At 45.6% G+C, this 16,847-nt stretch carries 8 protein-coding genes; 5 read left to right on the top strand and 3 right to left on the bottom strand.

The genetic code is table 11. The annotated features are described in order from the left end of the window. Nucleotides 1-30: 30 nt before the first annotated feature. Nucleotides 31-2,175: a S9 family peptidase gene (locus LZG73_RS05430; RefSeq protein WP_233846724.1), complete on the bottom strand. Its 2,145-nt coding sequence runs from the start codon at nucleotides 2,173-2,175 to the stop codon at nucleotides 31-33. A 325-nt stretch (nucleotides 2,176-2,500) separates the two neighbouring features. Between LZG73_RS05430 and polA the strand changes: the two genes are divergently transcribed. Continuing rightward, on the top strand, nucleotides 2,501-5,374 hold the full coding sequence (gene polA, locus LZG73_RS05425) for a DNA polymerase I (protein WP_233846722.1): 2,874 nt from the start codon (nucleotides 2,501-2,503) through the stop codon (nucleotides 5,372-5,374). Between the two features lie 79 nt (nucleotides 5,375-5,453). Here polA and LZG73_RS05420 read toward each other — a convergent pair whose 3' ends face one another. Both LZG73_RS05420 and LZG73_RS05415 read right to left on the bottom strand, forming a co-directional pair. Further along, nucleotides 5,454-7,049 carry a SusD/RagB family nutrient-binding outer membrane lipoprotein gene (locus LZG73_RS05420; protein ID WP_233846720.1) on the bottom strand — a complete coding sequence of 532 codons (1,596 nt, stop codon included), beginning with the start codon at nucleotides 7,047-7,049 and terminating at the stop codon, nucleotides 5,454-5,456. 44 nt (nucleotides 7,050-7,093) lie between these two features. Next, entirely contained in the window at nucleotides 7,094-10,348 is a 3,255-nt protein-coding gene (locus LZG73_RS05415; protein ID WP_409014319.1) for a SusC/RagA family TonB-linked outer membrane protein, read from the bottom strand. Between the two features lie 716 nt (nucleotides 10,349-11,064). Here LZG73_RS05415 and LZG73_RS05410 point away from each other — a divergent pair. The 4 genes from LZG73_RS05410 to LZG73_RS05395 all read left to right on the top strand — a co-directional run bounded on the left by LZG73_RS05410 (nucleotide 11,065) and on the right by LZG73_RS05395 (nucleotide 16,820). Further along, entirely contained in the window at nucleotides 11,065-12,792 is a 1,728-nt protein-coding gene (locus LZG73_RS05410; RefSeq protein WP_233846719.1) for a family 16 glycoside hydrolase, read from the top strand. Nucleotides 12,793-12,814: 22 nt separating this feature from the next. After that, nucleotides 12,815-14,812 carry a plastocyanin/azurin family copper-binding protein gene (locus LZG73_RS05405; RefSeq protein WP_233846718.1) on the top strand — a complete coding sequence of 666 codons (1,998 nt, stop codon included), beginning with the start codon at nucleotides 12,815-12,817 and terminating at the stop codon, nucleotides 14,810-14,812. 173 nt (nucleotides 14,813-14,985) lie between these two features. Further along, on the top strand, nucleotides 14,986-15,600 hold the full coding sequence (locus LZG73_RS05400) for an RNA polymerase sigma factor (protein ID WP_233846717.1): 615 nt from the start codon (nucleotides 14,986-14,988) through the stop codon (nucleotides 15,598-15,600). Between the two features lie 110 nt (nucleotides 15,601-15,710). Further along, entirely contained in the window at nucleotides 15,711-16,820 is a 1,110-nt protein-coding gene (locus LZG73_RS05395) for a FecR family protein (RefSeq protein ID WP_233846716.1), read from the top strand. The last annotated feature ends 27 nt before the right edge of the window (nucleotides 16,821-16,847 follow it).

Here is a 16,847-nt window from a genome sequence, read left to right as displayed (position 1 = left end):
CCCGGCGCCCGGGCCGGGCTGGCAACGCTTTTACTCCTTAATTCCTTCCAGCGCAAACATGAACGCGAACTGCAAGGCCACTTCTTTCAAATATTCAAATCTGCCCGAGGCGCCGCCATGACCTGCTTCCATATTGGTTTTTAAAAGCAGCACATTCTTGTCTGTTTTGTGCGTTCTAAGTCTCGCAACCCACTTTGCCGGCTCGAAATACTGAACCTGGCTGTCGTGCAGGCCAGTGGTCACAAGCATATTGGGGTAAGCTTTCTTCTCCACATTGTCATATGGCGAATAAGTTTTCATGAACGTATAATATTCCTTGTTTTTCGGATTACCCCATTCGTCGAACTCATTGGTTGTCAGCGGAATGGTCTCATCAAGCATGGTTGTCACCACATCCACAAAAGGCACGTCGGCAATGATGCCTCGCCAAAGTTCCGGTCTGAGGTTAGAAATCGCGCCCATGAGCAGACCGCCCGCGCTTCCGCCCTCCGCGTATAAATGTGCAGACGAAGTGTATTTTTGCTTGATCAGATATTCAGCGCAGTCGATAAAGTCGAAGAATGTGTTCTTTTTCTTCAAAAGCTTTCCGTCTTCATACCATTGCCGGCCCATTTCCTGCCCGCCACGCACGTGCGCAATCGCGTAAATGAATCCCCGGTCAAGCAGGCTCAACCTTGTGCTGCTAAAACTTGCGTCCATGCTATTGCCATATGATCCATATGCGTACAAAAGCAATGGCGTTTTTTCACTTTTTTCAGTTCCCTTTTTGTATACAACCGAGATCGGCACTTTCACGCCATCGCGGGATTCCGCATAAAGCCGCTCCGTCACATATTTTTCCGGATCGTAGCCGCCCACAATTTCCTGGCGCTTTTTGAGCTCCTTCTTCTTGGTTTCCATGTTATAATCATACACAGAATTCGGCGTGGTGAGCGAAGTGTAAACGTAACGCAGATTGGTCGTGTTAAACTCAGGATTAGAGCTCGCATAAGCAGCATACGCAGGCTCGCCAAAGTCCACATAATGCTCTGTTTTGTTCTTCACATTTTGAATGCGCAATTGCAGCAAGCCATTTTTCCGCTCGGTAACGACCAGAAAATCCTTAAAAACATCAATTCCTTCCAATAACACGTCTTTTCGCGTTGGAATCACCTCTTTCCAGTTCTCGACGCCCGTTTTGTTCAAAGGCGTTTCCATCAGTTTGAAATTAAGCGCATCCTTGTTGGTAACAATCAAGAACTTGTCGTCGTGATGCTCAATGTCATAAAGCACATCTTTTATACGCGGCTGGAAAACGGCAAATTCTCCTTCCGGCTTGTCTGCATCCAGAATCCTGTATTCTGAGGACATTGTGGCCGAAGAAGCGATGATAATGTATTTCTCCGATTTGGTTTTGCCCACGCCAATGTAATTGCTGTTGTCCTTTTCCGCGTAAACGACCACATCCTTTTTGCTGTCCGCGCCAAGTGTGTGTCGTTTGATCTTTTCACTCAGCAAAGTTTTTGGATTGGTCGCCGTGTAAAACAATGTCTTGTTATCATTCCCCCATTCCGAACCGCCGCTGGCCGGGAAAATTGCGTCTTTAAACAATTCTCCTGTTTCAAGATTTTTAATGTAAATCGTGTATTGACGTCTCGACACCGTGTCCACGCCGTAAGCAAGCAGCTTGTTATCCGGGCTAATGTTGAAACCCACTGCCGAATAATATGGATGCCCTTCTGCCAGTTTGTCTACGTCCAAAAGCATTTCTTCCTTTGCCTCCAACGTTCCCTTTTTCCGGCAATATTTAAAATACTGCTGCCCCTCTTCGCTTCTTGTATAATACCAGTAACCATTGCTGAACACGGGAACCGACTCATCCTTTTCCTTAATTCTGCCTTTCATTTCAGCAAAAAGATCTTCCTGAAATTTCTTGGTCCCTTCCATCATCTGATCCGTGTATGCGTTTTCCGCTTTCAGATAATCGACAACTTTATTGCTGTCCGGGCCTTTGCTGAAAAAATCAGCCATCCAATAATATTCGTCATTGCGCTTGTCGCCATGCATGCCAGTCTCATGGTCTTTCTTTTCTGCCACGGGAGGTGTTGCTTCGGGCCATTGATATGCTTCGTTCACTTCTTTATTTTGGTTACAGGAAAAAATGATAACAGCTAAAAACGGTAAAATGATTCGCATAATGGAGTGATTTAAGATTAGGGAAATATGGAAACAACATGCGAGAATTAAATATAAGACTTGCTAAGTCTTCGAGACTTAGCAAGTCTTATATTTAATTCTTATGAAATAAAAACAACTTTTAATAAATACTCAACAGCCTTAACATATAATACATTATATTTACTTATTAATGTATAATATGTTTAATACTTTTAATAAATAATAAAAGTGTCATTCATATAATATTTCACTTTTGATTGCCCTTAAATCTACAAAAAAGCCGTTGTAAACCATTTCCTCAGCGCACTTACATTATATTTGAGTTTCGTAAATAAAAGACCTCATGGATAGACCCGTTCACAAACTTTTCCTTCTTGACGCGATGGCGTTAATATATCGTGCGCATTTTGCATTTATCAAGGCGCCGCGCATTACGTCGAAAGGATTGAACACAAGCGCTGTTTTTGGATTTACAAATACATTGCTTGAAGTTTTGCAAAAGGAAAAGCCGACGCACATCGGCGTTGCATTTGACACATCGGCTCCCACCTTCAGGCACGTTCAATATGAGGCATACAAGGCACAACGGGAGGCGCAGCCAGAGGACATTACTGTTGCTGTTCCGCTGGTGAAACGCCTGCTGGACGCAATGTGCATTCCCGTTTTGGTGCTCGATGGATATGAGGCTGACGACATCATCGGGACGATTGCAAAGGAGGCATCGGCAGCGGGTTTTGAAGTGTTTATGATGACGCCGGATAAAGATTACGGCCAGCTCGTGGAGCAGCATGTCCACATATATAAGCCAGCGTTTCTGGGCAAAGGCGCAGAAGTGCTCGGCGTTCAGGAAATTCTGGATCGCTGGCAAATTCAGCGCATTGACCAGGTGATTGACATTCTCGGGCTCATGGGCGATGCGGTGGACAACATTCCGGGCGTGCCGGGTGTGGGCGAAAAAACCGCGCAAAAACTGATCGCAGAATACGATACGATTGAAAACCTGATCACCCACGCCGACGAAATCAAAGGAAAGCTGGGCGAAAAAATCAGGGAAAACATTGATAAAGCAGTCCTGAGCAAGCAGCTGGCCACGATCGACATTAAAGTCCCCGTTCCTTTCGATCCCGAAGACCTGACCGTTTGCGCTGCTAATGCTGACAAGATCATCGCGCTTTTTGACGAACTGGAATTCAAGACATTAAAAACCAGAATCCTAGGCTCCAACAATGCATCAACAATTGCCCCCGCTTCAAAGCCGGCGCAAAATAAAAAAGCTGGCCAATTGGATCTTTTTGGAAATCCGACCAGTGAGTTGGGCAATCAGCCGGCCATAATCAGTGAAGGCATTTCTGACGATGACGCGCCCGAACAAGCCTATGAAGATCTGCACATCCCAACAACCAAGCAGACGATCGACAACACATTCCACCGATATCACACTGTCGACACGCCGGAATTGCTCAAAAGTCTTGCCTATTATCTTTCGTTGCAAACGTCATTCTGTTTTGACACGGAAACGACTTCGCTCGACACGATTGACGCCGAATTGGTAGGACTTTCGTTTGCGTATCTGGAAGGAGAGGCTTTTTATGTTCCCGTGCCTGCGGATCGTGAAAAGGCATTGGAAATCATTGAAAATTTCAGGGAAGTTTTCGAGAACGAAAACATTGAAAAGATCGGGCAGAACATTAAATATGATTTGCTCGTGTTGCGCAGTTATGGCATTGAAATCCATGGCAAATTGAGCGACACCATGCTCGCACATTATCTCCTCGAACCGGACAAACGGCACGGCATGGATATCCTGGCTGCATCATATTTAAATTATGAGCCGGTTTCCATCACATCATTAATTGGGAAAAAGGGCGTGAAACAGGGCACCATGCGCGATGTTTCCATTCCTGAAATTACCCAATATGCCGGTGAGGACGCGGACATTACATTGAAGCTCAACACGATTTTTTCAAAAGAACTTCCGAAAGTCAACGCCTACAAACTCTTTCAAGATGTGGAAATGCCGCTGCTGAAAGTGCTTGCCGCAATGGAAAGCAAAGGCGTAAGGCTGGATATCAATGCATTAAAAGAAATGTCGAATGTGCTCGAACTGGATTTGAGACAAACGGAAAGTGAGATTTACGCATCGGCCGGACAATCGTTCAACATCAGTTCGCCGAAACAGCTGGGTGAAGTGCTGTTTGATAAAATGAAACTGATTGAGAAGCCTAAAAAGACCAAAACAGGCCAGTATGCGACCGGAGAGGACATTCTTTCAGAACTTGAAAACAGCCATGAAATTGCCCGCAAAATCCTAGATTACAGAGAGTTGCAAAAACTCAAATCGACTTATGTGGATGCATTGCCATTGCTCGTAAGCAGCCGCACAGGGCGCATTCATACATCTTATAACCAAGCCGTTGCGGCCACGGGGCGATTGAGTTCGACGAATCCTAACCTGCAAAATATCCCCATCAGAACGCCGCGCGGACGGGAAATCAGAAAAGCATTTGTGCCGGATAATGAGGATTTTCAGATCCTTTCAGCGGATTATTCGCAGATTGAACTCCGCATTATGGCCGCATTCAGTAGTGATGAAAGCATGATCGAAGCGTTTAACCAAGGTCGTGACATTCACGCAACAACCGCCAGCAAGGTTTTCAAAGTGCCGCTGGAAGAGGTGACTTCCGATATGCGGAGAAAGTCTAAAATGGTCAATTTTGGCATAATTTATGGCATTTCAGCATTCGGGTTGGCACAGCGCCTGGCTATTCCGCGGAGCGAGGCTGGTGAGATTATTCGGGCTTATTTTGAAGAATTTCCGGCCGTGAAAGGTTATATGGACAAGGTCGTCAATGATGCGCGGGAAAAGGAATTTGTTGAAACCATTCTTGGCAGAAGGCGTTACGTTCCGGACATTAATTCGCGCAACCAAACGAACCGCGGCTATGCCGAACGAAACGCCATTAACGCCCCGATTCAGGGATCAGCAGCGGATATGATTAAGGTTGCGATGATTAACATTCACGATTTTATCGCCAAAGAAAAACTCAAATCCAGAATGATCCTGCAAGTGCATGACGAATTGGTTTTTGACGCCCACCGGGATGAAATTGATCTTTTAAAAGAAAAAGTGGACGAGCTGATGCGCGTGGCGATTCCTTTGCCCGTAAAAATGGAAACAGGAATCGGCATCGGAGCCAACTGGCTTGAAGCGCATTGATATTTTTTTAATCTATTATAACAAAAAAAGAGCGATGATTAGTCGCTCTTTTTTTGTTATAAACGTTATGAACAATCAATTACTTCGATAACCAAAGCGGCTGATTGATATCATCTTTACCGGCAAACTGGCTTTGAATGGCCGCATTGTAATTTGCAGCATTCGTTGTGCGCTCCGAAAGCGGATATTGCCAGCGAACCGCGATACGGCCTGAATTACCCGTTCCCACGCCCGTCATGAATTTTGGAAAACCTGTGCGGATGTAATTGAAATACGCTTCCATTCCCGAGTTCATGAAGAATGCAAGATATTTCTGCGTCACGATCTGCTCGATGCCCGCAATGTTGTTACCAGCGAATTTCACAAGCGGCTGCGCGTAATATTCGTCAAAGTTGAAGTTAACCGTGTAGTTGGCAAAATCGGACGAAGCGCGACCTCCCGTTTTGGAATAAGTCATTGTCAATGCGCCAGTTTTCACACCATAAAACTCCTGAGAAGCCTGGATTCCTTTTTTATACCAGCTTTCTGCGCTGCCCGTTGCCCAGCCTCTCGCGATTCCTTCCGCAATGTTGAAGCACATTTCAGGATAACCAACGATGAAAGTGCTTTCACCAACGTAATTTGAATAATAGCGCGATCTGCTTTGGAAAGAATATTCACCCGGCGCAAAACCAGGACCATTGTCTTTTCCTGCCTTGTTGGACATGTCCGACAAATCTTCACCTGAGCTCGCTGCAATGAATGCAGTGTAATCAGAAGGCTTTTTGCCCGCTTTCAATTGCGCTCCGGCCGGTTCAGTCGTAACCATTACACGCGGATCTTTGCGTGCGGTCAGCAATCCAACATAAGTCTGTGCCATGTTCTGACGCGTTGCATCAAACCCAAAGTTGTCTGGATTGGAAGGATATTTGTTGTAAACATTGGACTTAAATTCCAAGTTATCCGCCATTCCGGTAAACAAAGGATATTTTGTCGGGTTGGCAATGATGTCTGCAAACTGGCTCTTCACATTCAATCCAGCCTCAGCTTCTTTTTTGCTCAAACGAATCAAAATACGCAGACGGAAGCTGTTCACCACTTTTTGCCACTTAGCAAGATCTTCTCCCAAATAAAAATCACCCGTCAACTTCGTGTTTCCACTAGCAATCAATGAAGCTATTTCCGCATTTGACTGGTCTAACCACGATAGGATCTGAATGTACACATCTTTCTGGGAATCATATTTTGGAGTAATGATTTCCAGCCCTTTAAGCGCCTCAGACGAAGGCAGGTCGCCTCCTCTGACAGACATTTGATCAAAAAAGAAAGCGCGGAAGAACTTACCGACAGCCGAGTAAACATTCACATCAGCCAATCCAGCACGTTTTGCCTCTTCCTCCATTTTCACAACATTTTTCAATGTTGAATAATGATCCGTGAAAGTTGACCAGTTGTATTCGTTATTTCCGTAATAGTTGTAATTGATCGCATAAAACTGGTTCCAGCGCATTTCATCACTGAATGGCGTGCCTGTGTTACCATACATATCCGATTCTATGCCTTGCAAAATCAGCGATGGCGGGGCTGTAACCGCACGGTTTGGATCTTTTTCAAGCTCCTCAAAGCTTCTCTCGCATCCTGACAACATCAGGGCAAAAGCCGTGCATAAGGTGATAAGTTTATGATTGAATTTCATTGTTCAGATTTGAATTGTTTAAATAATCTGTCTTAGACTTTGGATTAGAATGTCAGGCTCACGTTAACACCATAGCGGCGCACCGAAGGAGTTTGCAATCCAGAACCGCCGTCGTCAATGTATTGGTTAAGATCCACGTCTTTTTTCTCAGCAAAATAAAGCAGGTTACGACCTACGAGCGAGATGGAAGCATTGCGGATAAACTTGCTTTTTTCAAGCAAAGCAGCCGGGAAACGATATCCGATCACAACTTCGCGAAGCATTCCGAACGAGCGGCTCATCAGGTTACCTTCATCTGAATTGTAATAGCGGCTCACCCAGTCCTGCACGTTCTGCGCAGTTGCGTTCGGCTTGAATTTCAGCTCGGCAAGGTTTGTAATGTTGCCATCCGCGTCGAAATTAAGCGCAGTTCCGTCCACAACCTGAACACCTTCGCCAACATACGTTTTGTTCTCCGTGTTGTTTTTGAAAGCGATGTAATCCGTTTCGCGTGAAGCGCCCATTTGTCCCTGGATCAGCTCGATATGGCGTCCTCCGCGGAAAGTTTGCTTCTGAATGTAGTTTGAAATTACACCACCGATGCGGCCGTCAAACTGGAAGCCAAGGTTGAAGTTTCCATAAGAAAACTTGTTGTTGATACCGAATACAAATTTGGAATATGAGTTACCCAAATATCGTGATTGCGTGGAATAGATCGGGCGGCCCGAGTCGTCATTAATAATCTGTCCGTCAGCCGTTTTAGCAAATGCGCGACCATAAAACTTATCCATTCTGTCACCCACTTTAAAGAATGTGTTGAACTGATCCTGACCTGGATAGATCTCAGTCAGCACTTTCTTGTAGGTTGAATAGTTGGCAACAATGTCCCAGTTCAGGCCTTTTTCGCTGCGGATTGGAGAACCGGTTAATGATATTTCAAAACCGTTTTTACGCGTTTTAATCCCGTTTACCAATGCTGCCGTATAACCTGTTGTAGATGAAATTGGCAAAGCAAAAATACTTGGGCCATCATTTGATACGTAATAAGTTGCATCAAGTCCCAAACGGTTTTGCATAATCCGAACGTCCAGTCCAACCTCAGTTTGCGAAGTTGTGCTCGGCACAATATTCGGGTTGTTCAATGTGTTCGTGTAATAAGCAGCAGGCTTGTTATCATAAGCAAATGGCGTCGAATACACCGCTGAGTTTTGGTAAGTAGGGCCACCATAAGACGAGCTGTATTCCTCACCATATCCCAGGAAATACGATGTTCCTGGCGTAGCGCCGATGTTCGCCGTCGTCAAACCATCCTTCACATTAGCATAAGATGCGCGTAATTTCAAGAACGAGATCACTTCCGGCAGTTGCGTGTAATCCGATATCACCGTAGACAAAGCAACGGAAGGATAAAAGAATGCATTGTGTCCTTTTGGAAGTGTCGAAAGTTTATCCATACGACCTGTTGTCGAGACCGTCAGGAAGTCTTTGAATGTGAAATCCGCAGAATAGTAAGCAGAAGCAACGCGCATGTCCGAAATAAAGTTGGCACTTTTCACGGGATTTGCGGAGTTTCCAAAGTTGTACAAGCCAGGCACATTCAGGTAATCTGTGGATGTGTATTGCGAGTTGTACGAGAAGCTGCGAATGTTACCACCGCCCCAGATTTTCGCATTGAATCCTGGAAGAATGTCTTTGTCAAACTTGATAAGCAAGTCCGTGTTGTTCTCAAACAGGTTACGACGGTCTTCACGGTAATCACCGCGACGCTCATCACGACCATAAGCACCAGCCGAGTAAGGCATTTTTTCGTTGCGGAACAAGTTCCAAGTATTTACTTGTGAACGGAACGTGGCTTCCAGAAAATCGTTGAATTTGTAAGTCATAGCCGCCTGGCCGATGATATCCGTTTTCTGGTGGCCTCTCAACCATTCATAACTCATAAAATATGGGTTGTTATAACGCTGATATTCCGCATAAATCTGCTGAATGCCCTCTTTTCCAGGCTGCCAGTAATTACGCATATCGTCCACATTCCAGTCGGCGCCAGCCCATAATACAATGTTGTAAATGATGGAGTTAGGACCATAATTCACATCAGGAATGTTGGGCGTATACTGGCGGTTGTATTGAAGTGAGGAATTAAATGTCAGCTTTTTAGAGAAATTGTAATCCGCTGTAATGTTGAAGTTCGTAATGTTCAGCTTTGTGTTCGGAACAATTCCTTTTTGGTGCATGTGCGACGTTGAGAAACGCACATTGTATTTTTCACCGGAAGCAGAAACTGAAATGTTATTTGTTGACAAAATGCCTGGCTGCAAAAAGCGGCTCAAATTGTCTTTTCCGCGTGCAACCCAAGGTGTGCCGGATCTTACTCCCGTCACAGGGTCAACGGGGCTGTCATATTGCGGAATCAGCTGACCTTCAAATTTCGGGCCCCATCCACCGTCATAATCACCATCATTCAAACCGCCGCCTTTTCCATCACCAAATGCGTAACGACCGTGGTCACCTGGTCCGTAAACGTCCTGCACTTTTGGAATGGCGTAAAAACCGTTGTCAACCATCGTCGATGAGTTGAAATCAACAGAAAATCCACGCTTGTCTTTTGAACCTCTTTTGGTTGTGATCAAAATGGCACCATTCTTACCACGAAAACCGTAAAGCGCAGAAGCTGAGGCACCCTTTAACACAGAATAAGTGTCAATGTCGTCTGGGCTCACATTCCATGTATCCGAGTTAACGGGCACACCGTCCACAACGAAAAGGACGTCAGAGTTACCGCGCAACTGAATGTTAGGCTTGCGAAGCATTTCCTGCTGCACACCCACCGTCAGACCGGCAACTTTACCAGCCAAGGCGTTGATTGCGTTGGGTTCACGCGCCTTAACCGTTGCGTTTCCATCCACTGTCTGGATTGCCACACCGATTCTGCGAATGTCCTTTTTGATACCCAATGCAGTCACGACCACCTCATTAAGCTGGCGCAAATCTGCTGATAATGAGATATCAATGACACTTCTGCCAGCAATTTTAACTTCCTGAGAACTAAATCCTAAAAAGGAAAAAGTAAGATCAGTAGCATTTTCATTTACATCAAGCTTGTACTTTCCTTCCGAATCCGTGATGGTTCCGTTGGTAGAACCTTTCACAATAATACTAACGCCAGGAATCGGCGCATTATCCTCTTTTGCAGTCACTTGACCAGTAATTGCGGTCTGCGCGAAAGAGAGATGAGACAATAAAATGCATGAAATCAGCATGCAGGCCCGGGTGCTCCGGCTGAGCATTTTCAGCCGAAAAGTCGCGTAAAGAGTTTTCATCATGAGCAGGAATCATTTGGGTTACAATAGATAAAGAAATCCGTCGAATAACTGAATCGATCAAAGCGCAAAAATCCCGCTTATTCTCATCAACTATGTTAAGTATTTATTAACATTATATAAACAAATCTTGCTGCTGCCCTCAGGTCAATACAACGCAATATCCCCACCCAGACCCTGCACTAGAAACGCTATGCGTAAAACTAAAACTACATTTTGGAAATCAGAACATTGAAAAGTTAAGAAGAATCGACTGTCCGCTTGCTTTAAATTTAAAGCATTTAAACCGAAAAAAATAACAGTCGCACAGACTTATCGGCCTATCAATAAGTTCATTATGGTTACATTTTGCAAAACCTTGCCAGATTGACATTTTATATTGGAAAGAGAATAAAGCCGACCTGTAATCGGGCAGTTCTAAAACATTTGGTGCTAAAAATTTCTGGGCGCGAATGCATTTGAATGCAGGAAACATACGCAACTATACTGTATATACGCAGCGACTTGTGTTTAAATCCTATTAAACTTTCTTGGTATTTTAAAAATTCCGCAAAGGAGTACGCAACCAGAATGGTGCGACAATGCCGACTGCCAAATTTCCTTCTATGAAGAATATGCTATTCGATTTAAAATTAATTACAATTTAACCGGATATATTAGTAGAAAAAAGTGCGAACTTCGCTTTTTAATTGTAAACAATACACTTAATATATCCAATGCGTCATTTGATTCAGAAAGTTTCCCTGCTTTTTCTGACTTGCCCGGTTATCGTCATGGGGCAGACAGCGAAAGGAAATTATTCCCTGCTCCCTTTAAAAGACCTCAGTTCATTTGAAAGCACCAGTCCAAACTGGTCCGTACAAGGTGACGTGGCAATCCTTCCTTCGGGGACCGCAAAGCCCAAAACAACATCTGGCGAAGGCGTTTTGATTGGAAGCCCAGGCAACCCGCTTACTACAAAATTGAAAGCCGGAGACATGCGCCTCTCCCTGGAATTTATGGTTTCTCCCGGTGCAGAAGGCAACATTGTGCTTCCGGGCGGCCAAAAAGTAAAAATTTCTGACAGCAGCCAACAACGCGAAGCAAATGCCTCAACTTCCGGTTACGTGGGTCAATTTCCAACACAAAATGCTTCCAAAGCGCCCGGACTATGGCAAACGCTCGAACTTGTATATGATGCAACCGTTTCCGGAGTTGCCAATTCTGCACGCCTGAACTTGCTTTCATTGAATGGCGTCACGGTCCTGGAAACAGTTTACCTACCGAATTCACAAGCCGCAAACGAAGGCAGACCATTGTCCTTTGAAGTAAGTAAAGGCACTATTGCTTTCAGAAATGTAGGTTATCAATTGCTGGCAAGCCGCAAAACGCTCGCATTGAACAACCTTTCCTACAAAGTGTATTCCGATAAATGGGATGCAAAAGAATACAGCAAACTCGACCACGAAGGAAAATCGGCCATTCTTACGCAGGAAGTAACCAATGGAATGCGCGAGTTTCACCTTGTTTATGAAGGCGATATGGATGTGCAGGAAGCTGGCGATTACATTTTCACAACCATCTATTCTGGACCAGTGCTTAGCCTTGAAGTTGATGGCAAAAGTGTGCTCGAAACCGGGGAAAGCACTTCGCAGGAAACGCATACTGGCTCGGTTAACCTCACGCAAGGCACGCACAAATTCAAAATCCATTATTCCCGTTTTCCATGGAGACAGCCTGCATTGGGCCTACGCGTTGAGAAATCCGGCATTCGGCCTTATGATCTGCACGTGCTTTCGTCACTGCCAGAGCCTGAGCCTAAGCCTTACATCAGCGTTACGCCTGACAAGCAAACTGAAATGGTTCGTTCATTTATTCAGGTGGAGGGCGAAAAATACAAGCGTACACATTGCATTTCAGTCGGCACGCCCGAAGGATGGAGTTACACACTCGACCTGAATCGCGGCGCAATGTTGCAGGCATGGCGCGGACAATTTGCCAACGTAACTGAAATGTGGTACGAACGCGGCGAGCCGCAATTGCTCACTCCGGCTGGTCTGACGGTTCACGTTTCAGGCAGGAGCAGCCTCGCTGTGTTGGCCGACAAAGCAACCACATGGCCAGATTCTTCGAACATCAATTTTCTTGGCTATAAAATCAATCCGGAAGGTTATCCTATTTTCCGCTACGCCATCGGCTCCGCAACAGTGAGCGACCAGATCATTCCAAATGACAAAGGCATGTCCCGCACATTCACCGTTGAAGGGAAGCCGTCCGGTCCTATTTACTCTTTGCTAGGTTCCGGAAAAAAGATCACGGATCTGAAAAACGGCCTTTTCCAAATCGATAATCGATACTATATCCAGATCAGTCAAAAAGGTCAGGCTGTCGTGCGGCCTGCCGGCGACAATCAGGAATTGGTGCTTCCGGTTTCTGATTCGGCCACTTATTTAATGTTCTGGTAAAAATATTCTTAGATTCCATTCAATGAAAAATATAATTCTAACGACCCTGATATCACTTGGATGTGTCTCGGCGTATGCACAGTCAAAACCTGGCAAAGAAGATGATTATTACAGGATCATCACCATTCCAATTCCCGAGAACATTAAAATGGAAGTGGGCGGCATGCAAGTGCTTCCCGACGGCAGACTGGCCACCACAACCCGTCGCGGCGAGGTTTGGATGATCGGAAACCCATATCTCAAAGGCGATGGAAAACCGTCATTTCACCGTTTTGCGTCCGGGTTACACGAGCCATTGGGACTTTTGTATCGTGGAAAAGACTTCCTGATCTCACAGCGTGGCGAAGTAACGCGCCTGGCCGACACCAACAATGACGGCGTCGCGGACGTTTACGATTCTTTCACAAAATGGCCATTATCAGGCAATTATCACCAATATTCTTACGGTCCGGTTGCCATGCCGAACGGAGAGTTGCTCGTAACTCTTAACCTGGACTGGGTTGGACGCGGCGCGAGCCAATCTAAATGGAGAGGCTGGATGCTGAAATTGGGCGAAGACGGAAAACTGACTCCTTATGCAACGGGTCTCCGCTCCCCTTCTGGTTTTGGATCGTACAAAGGCGACATTTTTTATACTGAAAACCAAGGCGACTGGGTTGGATCGGGTCGTATGACGCAACTGGAAAAAGGTGATTTCGCGGGAAATCCGGCTGGTCTGCGTTGGAGCAAGGAAGAAGGCTCACCTGTGAAGTTGACGCCATCCGACATTCCAAACACGGGCGAACCGCTTTATGATGTGGCTAAAAAAGTGCCTGGCCTGAAAGCTCCTGCTGTTTGGTTCCCGCACACATTGGTGGGAATCTCGACTTCTGATTTCAAAGAAGATATTACCAACGGGACTTTCGGACCGTTTGCAGGCCAAATGTTCGTAGGCGATCAGGGACACAGCATTATCACGCGTGTGGATCTTGAAAAAGTGAATGGCGTGTGGCAGGGAACCGTATTTCCGTTCCGTGAAGGATTTATGTCCGGAATTTTGCGGATGGAATGGGGACTTGATGGTTCCATGTTCGTAGGTCAAACAAGCCGTGGCTGGTCTGCAACCGGAAAAGAGGAATTTGGCATCCAGCGCCTTGTATGGACTGGCAAAATGCCTTTTGAAATGAAAACGGTGCGCTCGATGCCCGATGGCTTTGAAATTACATTCACAAGCCCGGTTGATAAGAAAGCTGCTGCCGATCAGGAAGCTTACAAACTGAACAGTTTCACTTATAAATATCATCAGACTTACGGAAGCCCGATCGTTAACACGCAGGAAGTGCCTTTGAAGGGAATTGTTGTTTCAGAAGATGGCCTTAAAGTGCGTTTGGTGCTTGATCCTGCGTTGCTGCGCAAGGGTTACATTCACGAGATTAAGGCTGACGGTGTAAAAGGCGCGGACGGCAATCCATTGCTTCACGCGACCGGCTATTACACATTGAATGAGATTGCCTCGGGTAATCCGGTCAATGCATCGGCTTTCACAACGACTGTAAAAGCGGCCGCGATGGATCACAGCGCGCACACAGCAACAGCTGCTGCGGAACCTGCGAATTCAGCGCCATCTGCAAAGCGTGTGGTTGAAATGCCCGCAAGCTGGACCAATGGCCCTGATCAAACGATCACTATCGGAACGGTTCCCGGTTTAAAATTCGACATTGCGGAAGTTCAGGTGAAAGCCGGAAGTCGCGTCAAAATTGTGTTTAACAACAACGACGACATGCTTCATAACCTCGTGATCACCAAGCCCGGAACGGCAAATGCTGTCGGTGAAGCTGGTCTCAATTTGGGTTTGAAAGGCTCGGAATTGAGCTATGTTCCTAAAACGAGCGACGTGCTGTTCCATAGCAACATTGTGGAACCGGAAAAATCCGAATCCATCTATTTCATTGCGCCTAAGCAGCCAGGAACCTATCAGTATGTGTGCACATTTCCAGGGCATTATACATTGATGCAAGGAAAATTGAAGGTTACCAAATAAGAAACATCTCCCGATCAAGCTGCCGGAAATCTTCACCATCCGGCAGCTTGTTATAAGTCTTTTTCAACCCCAATTCATTTAAAAAACATTAAGCACAAGGAGAATAAAATTGCAGCTTGCTTTAATTAGCATAATTCATTGAATTAATTAAACATTGTCAATAGCAACGGGACTTGGAAAGCGGAGAAAACATATCGATCGTTTCTGACGCCAATGTCCGGCTTTGGCAGCGGTTCAAAGCGGGCGAATCCGCAGCGCTGGGGCAGCTCGCACAGGTGCATTATCGCTGGCTTTACAACTACGCCACCAAATTCTCATCCGACCCCGACTTCATCCGCGACGCCATTCAGGAGCTTTATCTCGAACTCTGGGAACGCCGCGACAACCTTTCAGAAACTGCTTTTGTAAAATCATATCTGCTAAAAGCGCTCCGACACAAACTCATTAAAGAGAGCATCAAACTAAAACGTTTTCAGGAGCCCGGACAAGCCATATTCGACTCAGCATGTGAAGACATGCCCATTGAATCACAGATTATTGCAGACGAAAATTCTCATTTTCAAACGAGTCGCATTAAAGGCATAATCAAATTGCTTTCGAAACGGCAGCAAGAACTCATCTATCTGCGTTTTTATCAAAACCTTGACAACGAGGACATTGCAAACATCATGGGACTTGGCCGCCAAAGTGTCGCTAATCTCCTCCACCGCACATTAAAGGACATCAGGCAAATCTGGACGCCAGCCGAATTCATGTGGGCCTTACTCCTGTTTTCTTTGCTTTTTTAAATCCCTTTCAGCTTCCAAAGCACAGAATGTAATTATTTCAAAAAATATTTTAACTTTTTTGGTTATAATTAACACAAAAGCTGACATACATAATAAACACCAGCTTTGTTATGAAGGATTACCGCTTCCAAACTGTGGAAGAACTGGCTACAGATGACATGTTCCGCACGTGGGTTATTGCACCTACACCGGAAATTTCATCGTTCTGGTTAAACTGGTTGGCTTCAAATCCGCAAAAATCAGCCGACGTTTACGCGGCAAGGGAGCTTGTGGCGGCCGTGCACGAAATATACAGCGACGAACTGCCGGAGGCAATGCTGCAACAGGAGATCCAGGAAATCGCGCGTCTCGCAGAGTTGCGGAAAAATGGTAAACCAAGCAGCATTTTACAAGTGATTAACAAGCCGATCTGGCGCATTGCCGCGATCTGTGTGCTGATTTCGGGACTTGGTCTTGCATTTTATAAAAACCAGAATAATAGAGCTGTTTCCACCTCAGCCAAATCAGATATCGAAGCGAATGATGTGCTGATTGTCAGGGAAAACCACACTACGCATGACATGACAGTGCTGCTAAGTGACAATAGCATTGCAACATTAACTGCCGGAAGCACAATTCGTTATCCCAAAAAGTTTACCAATAAAGTGCGGAAGGTCACACTTACGGGTGAAGCCTTTTTCGATGTGGCGAAAAATCCTGAAAAGCCGTTTTTAGTTTACACCGATGAGACAGTCACCAAGGTTTTAGGCACCAGTTTTCGGGTTAAGGCACTGGAAAAAGAGAACACTGTGATGGTTCTTGTAAAAACCGGCCGCGTTTCCGTTTACCCAAAAACAGCATATGAGAGGCTCGAAACGAAGCCTGACCATAATGTAGCCGTTATCGTGCTCAGTCCAAATCAGCAGGCCGTTTTTAACAGAAAAGAAAACCGGCTTGAAAAGGGAATCGTAATCGACCGGCAACTGCTTTCGGAATTGTCGGATCAAAAAGAGCTGATCTTCGATGACAAGCCTGTATCGCAGGTGTTTAAGACTTTGCAGGAAATCTACGGCATCAGCATTGTTTACGATGCGGCCGCGCTTACCCAATGCAATATCACCGCTCAGTTCAGCGATGAAAATCTCAAACAGCGAATTAATGCCATTTGTCAGGCCATCGGGGCCAGCTACGAAATGGTGGACGGGCGCATTGTAATCAGCAGCAGCGGGTGCACTCAGTAAAACAATCACAAACAAAACAACTACATG

It is taken from the genome of Dyadobacter sp. CY326 (assembly GCF_021390515.1).
GTDB lineage: Bacteria > Bacteroidota > Bacteroidia > Cytophagales > Spirosomataceae > Dyadobacter.
Note: the sequence above shows the minus strand (reverse complement) of the source record. Positions and strands in the feature narration are given on the sequence as shown.

What these genes read in the sequence shown, in the direction of transcription:
- LZG73_RS05430 (WP_233846724.1), bottom strand. Translation starts at nt 2,175, where the DNA reads ATGCGAATCATTTTACCGTTTTTAGCTGTTATCATTTTTTCCTGTAAC.
- polA (WP_233846722.1), top strand. Translation starts at nt 2,501, where the DNA reads ATGGATAGACCCGTTCACAAACTTTTCCTTCTTGACGCGATGGCGTTA.
- LZG73_RS05420 (WP_233846720.1), bottom strand. Translation starts at nt 7,049, where the DNA reads ATGAAATTCAATCATAAACTTATCACCTTATGCACGGCTTTTGCCCTG.
- LZG73_RS05415 (WP_409014319.1), bottom strand. Translation starts at nt 10,348, where the DNA reads ATGAAAACTCTTTACGCGACTTTTCGGCTGAAAATGCTCAGCCGGAGC.
- LZG73_RS05410 (WP_233846719.1), top strand. Translation starts at nt 11,065, where the DNA reads ATGCGTCATTTGATTCAGAAAGTTTCCCTGCTTTTTCTGACTTGCCCG.
- LZG73_RS05405 (WP_233846718.1), top strand. Translation starts at nt 12,815, where the DNA reads ATGAAAAATATAATTCTAACGACCCTGATATCACTTGGATGTGTCTCG.
- LZG73_RS05395 (WP_233846716.1), top strand. Translation starts at nt 15,711, where the DNA reads ATGAAGGATTACCGCTTCCAAACTGTGGAAGAACTGGCTACAGATGAC.